Raw genomic sequence first — 11512 nt, forward strand, 5'->3', positions numbered from 1 at the left:
GTCAGCCGGGCTGCAGCGCTTCTGCGGGGCCGGGCCGCCCAAAGAGATAGCCCTGGAACTGCTGGCAGCCGTTGCGCAGCAGAAAGTCGTGCTGGCCTTCGGTTTCCACCCCTTCGGCCACCACGTCCAGGCCGAGGCTGTGCGCCAGCGCCACGATGGTGCAGGCGATGGCGGCATCGTTGGGGTCGGTGAGCACGTCGCGCACGAAGCTCTGGTCGATCTTGAGCTGGTCCAGCGGCAGCCGCTTGAGGTAGGAGAGCGACGAGTAGCCGGTACCGAAATCATCGAGCGAGAAGCCCACGCCCAGGTTGCGCAGCACCTGCATCTTGACGATGCTCTCCTCTACGTCCGATAGCAGCAGGCTTTCGGTCAGCTCCAGCTTGAGCCGCCCGGGGTCGGCGCCCGTGGTGTACAGCGCCTGCAGCACCTGGGGCACGAATTCGGTGTGGCGAAACTCCTGCGCGCTGACATTCACCGCCACGGTCCAGGCCTGGGTGGCCGGCTCCCGGTTCCAGCGGGCCAATTGCTCGCAGGCCAGGTGCAGCACGCGCTGGCCCAAGGGCAGGATCAGGCCGGTCTGCTCGGCCAGTGGAATGAACTGGCCCGGCGGCACCATGCCGCGTTGCGGGTGCTGCCAGCGCACCAGGGCCTCGGCGCCCATGGTCTGGCCGGTGGCGTTGACCACGGGCTGGTAGTGCAGCAAGAACTCATTGCGCTGTATGCCCTGGCGGATGTCGCCCTCCAGCGCCGAGCGTGCCGTGGCCGCCGCCTGCATGGCGGGATCGAAGAAGCACAGCGTGTTGCGCCCCTGGGCCTTGGCCTGGTACATCGCCAGGTCGGCCCGCTTGAGCAGTTCGTTGACGGGCTGCTGCCGGTCGCTGAACAGGGCAATGCCGATGCTGGGCGTGCTGTGCAGCTCGCTGCCGTCCATGTCGTAGGGTTCGTTGAGGGCCTGCAGCACCTTCTGGGCCACGGCCTCCGATTCCACGGCGGCGCCGGTCTCCTCGCTGCTCAGGCCCTGCAGCACCACCACGAATTCGTCGCCCCCCAGGCGGGCCACGGTGTCGGTGGCGCGCACGCTGGCACGCAGGCGCATGCCCACCTGCACCAGCAGGCGGTCGCCCCATTCGTGGCCCATGGTGTCGTTGATGCCCTTGAAGTTGTCCAGGTCCAGGAACAGCAGGGCGCCATGCTGGCCGTCGCGCTCGCAGGCCGTCGCCACGCGCTCCAGCCGATCGAGCAGCAGGCGCCGGTTGGGCAGTTTGGTCAGTTCGTCGTAGAACGCCAGGCGCTGGATCTCGGCCTCGGCGCGCTTGCGCTCCGTGATGTCACGGGCCAGCCCGCGGTAGCCGGTGAACTGGCCCTCGGCATCGAAAATGGGCTCGCCGCTGATGGAAACCCAGAGGGGGTCCCCTTGCGCCGACATGCGCTGGATCTCGAAATTGCGGAACACCTGGCGCTGTGCGAGCTGCTCGCGGTGCGCGCGCCACTGTCCATCGTCCGCAAAGGTGTTGGGCAGCTCCCAGCGCGTGAGCCCGAAGAGCTGGCTGTCGGGCAGGTCCATCTTGTTCTGCGGACTGCCCTCGATGCGCACGAAGCGGAACTCGGCATCCTGCTCCCAGTACCAGTCGGAGGACAGCTGCGTGAGGCTGCGCCAGCGGGCCTCACTCTCGCGCAGGGCCTCCAGCGCGCCCAGGTAGTCGGTCACGTCGGTGAAGGTGCGCACGCGCCCGCCCCCTTCCAGCGGGCGCGTGCGCACCTCGATGAAGCGGCCCGCGACCGTGCGGCGGATGTAGCTTTCCGGCATGGTCAGCTTGCCCCCGTGCGCGGCGTACTCGGCACCCACATAGTCCCGGGCCTTGGACTCGATCAGCTGGAAGCCGGTGCCGAAGTCCCCGCGCTCGGTCTGGAAGCGCACCACCTCCTCCACCCGGGGCTCGCCCGCGAGCAGTTCCTCGGGCAGGTTCAGGAGCTCCAGGTAGCGCTGGTTGTAGACGCGGATGCGGCCTTCGCCATCGACGTTGGTGATGCCCTGCGACACGCTGGCCAGCGTGCTCTGCAGCGCGCGTGTCTTTTCAGCCAGCAGCGCGCTGGTGCGCGCCAGCTCCTGCTCCACCTGCCGGCGCGCGAGTTCGGCACGCCGCGCCAGTTCCAGCTGGCCCACGGTGCTCAAGAGCGGCTGCAAAAACTGCACGTCGGCTGCGGTGTAGCCCTCTGGCCGGTTGGCCAGACCCACCACGGCGACGAGCTCGCCCGAGGCCAGGATGGGCAGGCCCAGGTAGGAGACCACGGGCGGGTGCCCCGGCGGCATGCCGGCGCTGCGGCTGTCGCCCGCTGCGTCGTTGATAACCACGGGCTTTTCGGTCAGCATCGCCTGGCCGGGCAGGGAGTCGAGGTCGTCGAAGACCTGGCCCTCCTCCGCGTCCCGGGTGTAGCGCGCGCGCGTGGCCTCATCCCACGCCACGTCGGTCATGGAATGCATGCGCAGAAAGGGCTTGCCCTCGGCCGTGCGCTGCACCTGCCCGACCAGCCCGAACCGGCTCCCGGTCAGCTCCATGAGCTCGTGCAGCAGCGCATCGAACGCAGCGCGCGGGGCCGAACTGGCAATGAACACGGCCTGCGCGCGCGAGATCGCCTGCAGCAGCCGGTGCTGGCGTGCCAGCATGGCCTCGGCGGCGCGGCGAGCGCGCACGCTGCTGCTGCGCTCGAGCACGGCCTCGATCTGCGCCGGCAGGGCCAGCAGGTAGTTGCAGCCGGGGTCGCGGATGGTGAAGTCGGCAAAGCCATGGCGCATTGCGTGCGCCGCCTGGGCGTCGGCCCCGGCGTCGACGATGATCAAGGCCGGGATGCGGCCCATGCGTTCGAGCACGTCGTAGGCCGATCCGTCTTCGAAATGCTGGCAGACCAGCAGGATGTCCGGGGTGTGGTTCTCCAGCCATGCCTGGGCCTGCGCCAGCGAGGGCGCCACCTCGACCCGCCAGCCCAGCCAGGGGTCCACCAATGCATCGACGAGCGCCCGTGCGTGCTCCGGGTCGTCTTCGATCAACAGGACGGAGATGGGCATGGCCGATCTGGGTTTTCAGGGCAGAGAGAGGCAGCCTGCACACCGCAGGCCCTAGTTCCATTATGGGTCAGCATTCGGGGCTTGCGGTCCGCCGACCCCAGGGGCTGGTGTTTACACTCGCAGCCTTTGTGCCATCCACCCCACACCCCATGCAGCCCCTCAGCGTCAACCAGTACCTGCGCCAGCACATCCGAACCGTGCCCGACTGGCCGGCACCCGGCGTGCAGTTCCGCGACATCACACCGCTGCTGCAGGACCCCAAGGTCTTTCGCGTGCTGATCGATGCCTTCGTGCACCGCTACATGGACAAGGCCCTGCGCCCCGATGTGGTGGCCGGGCTCGATGCGCGCGGCTTCATTCTGGGCGCCGTGGTGGCCTATGAACTCAACGTGGGCTTCGTGCCGATCCGCAAGAAGGGCAAGCTGCCCTTCACCACGGTGGAGGAGACCTACGAGCTCGAATACGGCAGCGCCACGGTGGAGTTGCACACCGATGCCGTCAAGCCCGGCGACCGCGTGCTGCTGATCGACGACCTGATCGCCACGGGCGGCACCATGATGGCCGGCCGGCGGCTGCTGGAGAAGCTGGGCGCCACCGTGATCGAGGGCGCGGCCATCGTCGACCTGCCCGAGTTGGGCGGCTCGCAGCGGCTCAGGGAATCAGGCTTGCCGCTCTACACCCTCGTCGATTTCGAAGGGCATTGAGCCCCGCAGCACGTCACTGCCCCCGTGCGTAGGCTGCAAGAACCTGATGCAGCCATTGGGCGAAAAAGGGCGGGTGCATGGCGGTCATGCGAGCGAAGGCACGGCATCGGCCGCACTGGCTGCACGCCGGCGCGCCGCACGCTCCCAGGCCTTCTCATGGAAGAAGAAAGCCACGGCCTGCACCGTGGGTTCCAGCAGGCTCAGCGTGAGCGAGGCCCAGAGGTTGCCCGTGACCGCATAGGCCACCATGGCCGCCACGCTGATGTGGATCAGGTAGTAGCTGCCGGTCTTCTTGAGCATGGTCTGGTTCTGGCGGGCGAGTTGGCGGATGCGGGCCATGGTGGATTCCTTTCGTTCAGCGCCTGCGCAAGGGGTGGACAGGCATGACGAAATGATAAGAATTATCAATAGCAATTTCCAATTGAGCGTGGCTAATCGCGTCATTGAAACTATCAAGTGAGTGGCTGCGGAAGTCTTCGGCCTCCCCCGTTAATTCCGTCGCGCAGTGGGGACACAAAATGCCCTTGGCGGCGCCAACCCCGTTGCTATGATGGACATCTTTTCAACTGCGGCAACGCACTAGGGAGCAGACATGGCCCTCATGGACTTCATCAAGAAACAGTTCATCGACGTCCTCCAGTGGACGGAGGAAGGCGACGGCACGCTGGCATGGCGCTTCCCGATGAGCGGCATGGAAATCCAGAACGGTGGCACGCTGGTGGTGCGCGAATCGCAGATGGCGATCTTCGTCAACGAAGGCAAGGTGGCCGACGTCTTCGGCCCCGGTACCTACAAGCTCACCACGCAGACGCTGCCGGTGCTGACCTACCTCAAGAACTGGGACAAGCTCTTCGAGTCGCCTTTCAAGAGCGATGTCTACTTCTTCAGCACGCGCCAGCAGATCGACCAGAAGTGGGGCACGCCCCAGCCCATCACCATCCGTGACAAGGACTTCGGTGCGGTGCGCCTGCGCGCCTTCGGCAACTACGCCTTCCGCATTGCCGACCCCAAGCTGTTCCACACCGAAATCTCGGGCACGCGCGAGTCGTATCCCGTGGCCGACCTCGAAGGCCAGCTGCGCGGCCTGGTGCTGCAGAACATCAGCAACGCCATTGCCGGCAGCGGTTTGCCCTTCCTGGACCTGGCGGCCAACCAGGTCATGTTCGCCGATGCGCTGACCAAGGAGCTGGCCCCCCTGTTCGCCAAGCTCGGCCTGCTGATCGAGAACCTCACGGTGCAGAATGTCTCGCTGCCCGAAGAGCTGCAGAAGATCCTGGACCAGAAGATCGGCATGGGCATGGTCGGCAACGACATGGCCAAGTTCATGCAGTACCAGACCGCCCAGGCCATCCCCAAGTTTGCCGAGAACAGCGGTGGCGGCAGCGGCATTGCGGGCGACGCCATGGGCCTGGGTGCCGGCGTGGCGCTGGGCCAGGTGATGGCGCAGAACCTGCAGCAGGGCCTGCAGGGCGGCGGCACCGCTGCCCCTGCCGCAGCGGCCGTGGCAGCAGCCTCCGGTGTGAAGCCCGAGGACGTGATGGCCACGCTCGAGAAGCTCGGCGAACTCAAGGCCAAGGGCATCCTCACGCAGGAAGAGTTCGACGCCAAGAAGTCCGAACTGCTCAAGAAGCTGATCTGAGGCCGGCGCAACCTACCTTCGCTACCGGCGCCTGGCGTGCGGGCAGCAGCGGGCTGATGGGCCCCTGCATTGCCGCACCCGGCCGCCATTGGCACCGCCCGAATGGCCACTGACCCTACACAGCGTTCCTACCGTGCGCCCTGCCCGGGCTGCGGCGCGCCGGTTGAATTCCGCAGCGCGCAGTCCACGCACGCCGTATGCGGCTACTGCCAGAGCACCGTGGTGCGCAGCGGTGACGTGCTGCAGCGCGTGGGCAAGATGGCCGAGCTGTTCGACGACCACAGCCCGCTGCAGCTCATGGCCAGCGGACGCATCGAGCTCGACGGCAAGGACACCCCCTTCACGCTCATCGGCCGGCTGCAGTACAAGACCGAGGCCGGCGTCTGGACCGAATGGGCTGCCTTCCTGCAGGACGGCACCCTGGCCAGCCTGGGCGAGGACAACGGCGCCTACGTCTTCACGCGGCCCATGGAGGCCGGGCGCGAGCTGCCCGAAGCCAGCCGCTTTCGCATCGGCGCCACCACCGCCATTGCCGGCAAGTCGTATTCCGTCGCCTTCAGCGGCAGCGCCTCGCTGATCTCGGCCCAGGGCGAACTGCCCAAGCTGCCGCCGCTGGGCCAGCCCTTCGACATGGTCGAGCTGCGCAGCGCCGATGGCGAGGTGCTCAGCATCGACTACGGCCACACGCCGCCGCACCTCGAGCGCGGCCGCGCCGTGCTGCTCGAAGACCTCAAGCTCACCGGCCTCAAGGAAGAATCGGCCAAGGACGAGAAGGGTCGCCAGTTCAACTGCCCGCACTGCGGTGCGCCGGTGCAGGTGCAGCTGTCGACCACCAAGAGCATCACCTGCGGATCGTGCGCCAGCATCATCTCGCTGGACAGCGGCGTGGGCGGCGAGCTGCAATCGACCGAGCAGGACGAGCCCGTGCGCCCCATCATCCCGCTGGGCAGCAAGGGCCAGCTGCAGGGCGTGCACTGGCAGGTGGTGGGCTTCCAGCACCGCATGGGTGTGGAGCCGGGCGACGACGAGCACTTCGGCTGGAGCGAGTACCTGCTGTACAACCAGAAGCGCGGCTTCGCCTTCCTGGTGGACGCCGAAGACGGCTGGAGCATGGTGCGCCCGACCACCGGCGCCCCGCAGATGGCCGCCAGCGGCCGCAGTGCCACCTACCTGGGCACCACCTACCAGCTCAAATACAGCTACGAGGCCGAGACCACCTACGTGCTCGGCGAGTTCTACTGGCAGGTCACGCGCGGCCAGAAAACGTCGAACCGCGACTTCGCCAGCGCCAAGGGCCTGCTGTCGATGGAGCAGACACCCAACGAGGTGACCTGGTCCTCGGGCGACAAGCTGGCCAGCGACACCGTGGTCAAGGCCTTCAAGCTCGAAGACAAGAAGGATGTGCTGCAGCGCGACGACCCGGGGCCCTTCGTGGCCAAATCGGGCCTGGGTTGCGGCACCATCATCATCATCGCGATCGTCATCATCATCCTGCTGATCCTGCTGAGCAACTGTTCCGGATCGTCCGGCAGCGGCTACCGCAGCTCGGGCGGCTCGTTCGGCGGCTATTCCAGCGGCGGCGGACACAAGTAAGCAATTTATCAAGGAGCTTCCACCATGATGGGAATCGAATGGCTCAAGCCCGCGGCGTTCCTCGGGTCCATCCTGTACGCGCTGATCGGCGTCGTCATCTTCTGGGTGTGTTTCATCGTCGTCGACAAGATCACGCCCTATGACCTGTGGGGCGAGATCGTCGAGAAGCAGAACGTGGCGCTGGGCGTCGTGGTGGCTGCCATGTGCCTGGGCATCAGCCTCATCGTCGCCGCCGCCATCCATTGAGGCAGGGGGTGGCGGATTCCAACGGGCTTTCACGGGCCCTGCTCGCGTTTGTCCCTTGGTGTGTCAAGAATTGAATAAGAATAATTATCGTTTGTATTAAAATGTGTACTTCGTGTGAGCGGTAGCGGCCGGAGGGGGCTGCACGTTCGAATATCTGGAGTACCCATGGCACACAAGCACCCTGCGGGCAGCAACAAGGCTGCCCGTTTTCATTGGACCGCCACCGCAGCAGCCAGCCTGCTGGCCGTACTGGGCACGGCGCAGCAGGCCTGGCCCAGGCCGATGCCGCACTGCCTGCCGTGCAGGTCACAGGCTCGCAATACGACGCCGACGATGTGCGCCCCGAGGGCGTGACCACGGCCACCAAGACCTACATGGCGCCGCGCGACATCCCGCAGACCATCGACACGCTGGAGGTCAACAAGTAAAGAGCCTGTTCAATGTCTTTTTGAAGCCGCGCAAGCCCCTTTTCGGGATGGGATGCAAGGCGCGGGGTGCAGCCAATAGCGCGGCTATTGGCAAGCGCCGCAACGCCGCAGACCGCCCGAAAAGGCACTTGCCCTCCGGGTTGGAGTGAAATCGGGCGATTGGACGCCCCGGCTGCTTGCATGGGCACGAGCCCATGCGGCGCATCCGAAGCATCCACTCATCCCGATTGCACTCCAACGCGGCTGCAAAAAGGCATTGAACAGGCTCTATGAGCTATGGCATCAACGACCTTGCGGTGATGCTCGACGGCGTGCCCGGCGTGAACACCAAGTACGACATGCGCGGCGAGGGCGTGATGATCCGCGGCTTCAACGCCGACTCGGGCGACATCTACCGCGACGGCGTGCGCGAATCCGGCCAGGTGCGCCGCAGCACCGCCAACGTGGAGCGCATCGAGATCTTGAAGGCCCGGCCTCGGTGCTCTACGGCCGCAGCAGCGGCGGCGGCATCGTCAACCTGGTGAGCAAGCAGGCCCGCTTCGATGCCAAGAGCAGCGTCACCTTGCGCGGCGGCTCGTGGGAGAACTACGGCGGCACGCTCGATATCAACAAGGTCATCAACAACCACGTGGCCGTGCGCCTGACGGCCGACCGCGAGCAGGCCGACAGCTTCCGCAGCGGTATCCGCAACCGGAACGAGATGGTCTCGCCCAGCATTCTGGTCGATACCCGCACCGGCCTGCGCTGGAGTGGCCAGTACACCTACGACAACATCTGGCGCGTGCCCGACCGGGGGCCGGTCTACGACCAGCTGCCGCCCGGTGTCTCCATCCGCAAGGGCTTCGCCCACCCGGATGACCAGGTGGAAGACCGCCTGCGCGTGCTGCGCTCGGACCTGTCGTACGACTTCAACAGCGCCTGGAGCGTGCGCTGGGTGGCCAGCAAGCGCGAGGCCAGCCAGGACTTCGACCACTACTTCGCCGGCACCTACTGCAACACGGCGGGCCAGACCACCGCAGGCGCCGCCTGCGCGTGGCGCGGCCAGGTGCGGCCGAACTACGCCTGACAGCAGACGGCCAACGAGACCCTGTCCAACACCGTCGACCTGACGGGCAAGTTCAGCACCGGCGGCATCCAGCACGAGGTGCTGGTCGGTGCCGAGGCCAGCGAGGAAAAGCGCCACCCGCGCATCGGCCAGCCGGCGTCCACCTTCAGCTACGACCCGCTGCAGCCCATCGCCTGGGGCGCCAAGCCGGCGCAGGGCAACCCGACCCAGCACAACCTGCACAAGGCCGAGGGCCAGGCCCTGTACGTGCAGGACCTGGTCAGCCTCACGCCCGAATGGACGCTGCTGGCCGGCCTGCGCTATGACCGCTTCACCTTCAACAGCACCAACCTGCTGACCAACGTGGGCCGTGGCTACGACGGTGATTCGGTGAGCCCGCGCCTGGGCGCGGTCTGGCAGCCGGTGCGCGAGCACAGCCTGTACGCCTCGTGGAACAAGAGCTACTCGCCCTACGGCGGGCGCGGCATGATCAGCGTGGACGTTGCGCCCACCGCCGTCTACGACGACGAGCCCCAGCACTCGCGCCAGGTCGAGGTGGGCGTCAAGAGCGACTGGCTGAACGGCGCGCTCTCGACCCAGCTGTCGGTGTACCAGCTCGAGCACGCCAACATCCGCTACCGCCCCGACGCGGTCAACGATCCCTTCACCTGGGCCGTGCGCGGCAAGGAGCGCTCGCGCGGCATCGAGTTCAGCGCGGCAGGCCGTGTGGCCTCGTCGTGGTACGTGCGCGGCGGCGTGGGCGTGACCAGCGCCAAGGTCACCGAGGACAAGCTGCAGCCCGCACTGGTGGGCAAGTACCTGGTGGACACCGCCTTGCGCAACGGCAACTTCTTCGTGCGCTACGCGCCGCAAGGCCCCTGGTACGGGGAAATCGGCGCCACGCACACCAGCGCCCGCTGGCTCAACGCCGCCAACACCTCGCGCGTGCCCGGCTATACCCGCTGGGATGCGCTGGTGGGCTGGCGCCAGGGCGTATGGACGGCGACGGCCGCCATCTCCAACCTGCTGGACAAGGAATACTGGCGCAGCGATGCCATGCCGGGCGCCCCGCGCAGCCTGCTGGTCAGCGTGAACTACCAGTTCTGACGCCGGCCTTGGGGCGGGGGACTTCCGGAAGGTGCCCTCGGCTTGCACCTTTCCCATTCGCAGCACAATAGCGGCTTGTCCTCGAACCCTACCTCCCTCCCCTCCGCCTCCGCCCCATCGGGCGCACGCCCCATCGACGTTGCGCTGCTGGCCAGCGTGTTCGTCGTGGCCGCCTGCGGCCTGCTCTACGAGCTGGCGGCCGGTGCCCTCGCGTCCTATGTGCTGGGCGACTCGGTGCTGCAGTTCTCCACCATCATCGGCACCTACCTGTTCGCCATGGGCGTGGGTTCGTGGCTGTCGCGCTATTTCGAGCGGCAGTTGCCGGCGCACTTCTTGCGCATCGAGTTGCTGGTGGCGCTGATCGGCGGCGCGCTGCCGGCCACGCTGTTTTTGGCCAACGCCTACGCACCGGGGGCCTTTCGGCTGCTGCTGTACGGCATGGTGTTCATGGTGGGCACGCTGGTGGGGCTGGAGATTCCGCTGGTCATGCGCATCTTGAGGCGCAACGTGGCGCTCAAGGACCTGGTCTCGCAGGTGCTGACCTTCGACTACCTGGGCGCGCTGGCCGTGTCCATGGCTTTTCCGCTGCTGCTGGTGCCGCACCTGGGGCTCATCCGCACGGGGCTGCTGTTCGGACTCATGAACGCTGCCGTGGCGCTGTGGGCGGTGTGGTTGTTCCGGGATGAACTGCGCCGCCTGCGCGCGCATGCCTTCGCCTGCGTCGCCGTGATGGGGCTGCTGTTCGCGGGCCTGCTCGGCGCGGACCACATCACCAGCTTTGCCGAGGACAAGTTCTACCAGGACCGCATCGTCTTCAGCACCGCGTCGTCCTACCAGCGCATCGTCGTCACCAACGGCAAGCTGGGCCACCGCCTGTACCTCAACGGCAACCTGCAGTTCGCCGAGCGCGACGAGTACCGCTACCACGAGGCCCTGGTGCACCCGGCCATGGCCGCGCACGGCGCGCCCCGGCGCGTGGCCGTGCTCGGCGGTGGCGACGGCATGGCCGTGCGCGAGATCCTCAAGTACCCCTCGGTCGAGTCCGTCACCTTGGTGGAACTGGACCCGGCCATGACGCGCCTGTTCACCGACAACCCCACGCTTGCCCGGCTCAATGGCGAGGCGCTGCGCTCGCCCAAGGTGCACGTGGTCAACACCGATGCCTTCCAGTGGCTGCAGCACGGCAAGGATGCCAATGCGGATGGCGGCGATGCCGTGGATGACCTGTTCGACGTGATCGTGGTGGATTTCCCCGACCCGACCAATTTTTCCATCGGCAAGCTCTACACCAACAGCTTCTATGCGCTGCTGGACAAACGCCTGGCAGCCAGCGGCTATGCCGTGGTGCAGACCACCTCGCCGCTGGTGGCACGCCAGAGTTTCTGGACCGTGGTACAGACGATTGAGTCGGTGGGCCTGCAGACGGCGCCCTACCATGCCCATGTGCCCAGCTTCGGCGAGTGGGGCTTCGTGGTGGCCAGCCGCCGGCCCTGGCGCATGCCCGAGGCACTGCCGCCCGACCTGCGCTTCCTGAGCGCGGGCACGCTTCCCCTGCTGTTCGACTTTCCGCTCGACATGGCGCGGCTGCCGGCCGAGGTGAACCGCCTGTCCAACCAGGCGCTGGTGCACACCTACGAGCGGGAATGGGGCAAGGTGGTTGCGCACTGAATTCGGAACAACCCCCTG

General features: G+C 66.8%; 11 protein-coding genes. 9 read left to right on the plus strand and 2 right to left on the minus strand.

Annotation, left to right across the window (positions count from 1 at the left end; translation table 11 throughout):
* Position 1: 1 nt before the first annotated feature.
* Positions 2–3064 carry an EAL domain-containing protein gene (locus ASE28_RS13475; protein ID WP_057266949.1) on the minus strand — a complete coding sequence of 1021 codons (3063 nt, stop codon included), beginning with the start codon at positions 3062–3064 and terminating at the stop codon, positions 2–4.
* Between the two features lie 149 nt (positions 3065–3213).
* Here ASE28_RS13475 and ASE28_RS13480 point away from each other — a divergent pair, with 149 nt between their 5' ends.
* On the plus strand, positions 3214–3768 hold the full coding sequence (locus ASE28_RS13480; RefSeq protein WP_057200544.1) for an adenine phosphoribosyltransferase: 555 nt from the start codon (positions 3214–3216) through the stop codon (positions 3766–3768).
* Positions 3769–3852: 84 nt separating this feature from the next.
* On the opposite strand, the gene ASE28_RS13485 is transcribed toward ASE28_RS13480, so the two are convergent.
* Positions 3853–4107, minus strand: coding sequence for a DUF2061 domain-containing protein (locus tag ASE28_RS13485; RefSeq protein WP_057266950.1), 255 nt, complete (start codon positions 4105–4107; stop codon positions 3853–3855).
* A 253-nt stretch (positions 4108–4360) separates the two neighbouring features.
* On the opposite strand from ASE28_RS13485, the gene ASE28_RS13490 reads away from it, so the two are divergent.
* The 8 genes from ASE28_RS13490 (at position 4361) to ASE28_RS13515 (ending at position 11494) form a co-directional block, all read left to right on the plus strand.
* Positions 4361–5407, plus strand: coding sequence for an SPFH domain-containing protein (locus tag ASE28_RS13490; RefSeq protein WP_057266951.1), 1047 nt, complete (start codon positions 4361–4363; stop codon positions 5405–5407).
* Positions 5408–5509: 102 nt separating this feature from the next.
* A complete protein-coding gene (locus ASE28_RS13495) occupies positions 5510–7000 on the plus strand; it encodes a DUF4178 domain-containing protein (protein WP_057266952.1) in 1491 nt (496 codons plus the stop codon).
* Positions 7001–7024: 24 nt separating this feature from the next.
* Positions 7025–7246, plus strand: coding sequence for a DUF350 domain-containing protein (locus ASE28_RS13500; protein WP_082604034.1), 222 nt, complete (start codon positions 7025–7027; stop codon positions 7244–7246).
* Between the two features lie 212 nt (positions 7247–7458).
* The gene (locus ASE28_RS13505) at positions 7459–7674 is read left to right on the plus strand and encodes a hypothetical protein (protein WP_057266953.1); all 216 of its coding nucleotides are present in this window, start codon (positions 7459–7461) and stop codon (positions 7672–7674) included.
* Positions 7675–7943: 269 nt separating this feature from the next.
* Positions 7944–8198, plus strand: a complete 255-nt coding sequence (locus tag ASE28_RS33580; protein WP_369818169.1) for a TonB-dependent receptor plug domain-containing protein — start codon at positions 7944–7946, stop codon at positions 8196–8198.
* Positions 8153–8740: a hypothetical protein gene (locus ASE28_RS33585; protein ID WP_369818170.1), complete on the plus strand. Its 588-nt coding sequence runs from the start codon at positions 8153–8155 to the stop codon at positions 8738–8740. Before ASE28_RS33580 ends, ASE28_RS33585 begins: the two co-directional genes overlap by 46 nt.
* A 21-nt stretch (positions 8741–8761) precedes the next feature.
* Positions 8762–9826 carry a TonB-dependent receptor gene (locus tag ASE28_RS33590; RefSeq protein WP_369818189.1) on the plus strand — a complete coding sequence of 355 codons (1065 nt, stop codon included), beginning with the start codon at positions 8762–8764 and terminating at the stop codon, positions 9824–9826.
* Positions 9827–9901: 75 nt separating this feature from the next.
* Positions 9902–11494: a polyamine aminopropyltransferase gene (locus ASE28_RS13515; RefSeq protein WP_057266954.1), complete on the plus strand. Its 1593-nt coding sequence runs from the start codon at positions 9902–9904 to the stop codon at positions 11492–11494.
* The last annotated feature ends 18 nt before the right edge of the window (positions 11495–11512 follow it).

Origin of the sequence: Acidovorax sp. Root219, assembly GCF_001428665.1 — a bacterium.
Classification (GTDB): Bacteria; Pseudomonadota; Gammaproteobacteria; order Burkholderiales; family Burkholderiaceae_C; genus Acidovorax.